This is a genomic window from Bacillus sp. HY001 (genome assembly GCF_007558965.1).
GTDB classification, from domain to species: Bacteria; Bacillota; Bacilli; order Bacillales; family Bacillaceae_G; genus Bacillus_A; species Bacillus_A mobilis.
The window spans coordinates 1-233 of sequence record NZ_VLTE01000433.1; the positions used below are offsets into that span (position 1 = coordinate 1).

At 41.6% G+C, this 233-nt stretch carries 1 protein-coding gene; it reads right to left on the reverse strand.

All coding sequences use genetic code 11. The features are described 5' to 3' along the window. Positions 1-233, reverse strand: a 233-nt coding sequence (locus tag FOT98_RS32110) for an alcohol dehydrogenase catalytic domain-containing protein (RefSeq protein WP_186292154.1), incomplete at both ends; no start/stop codon positions are given.

The following is a 233-nucleotide window of genomic DNA, read 5'->3' on the forward strand; positions in this document are numbered from 1 at the left end:
TAAATAGGCTCTCCATTATAAGAGAAACGAGTTGTTCCATCAGGCATTAAACCTTTACCTTGCGTTTCTCGTACGGCACTACATAAATTTGTTTTACCCGAACGACAGAACTTACATTCTCCACATTCAGCCGTGTATAGTGGAATCACATGATCACCAGGTTTTACTGAAGTCACTTCATCACCTACTGAAACGACAACACCGGCACCTTCATGACCTAATACAGCAGGAAA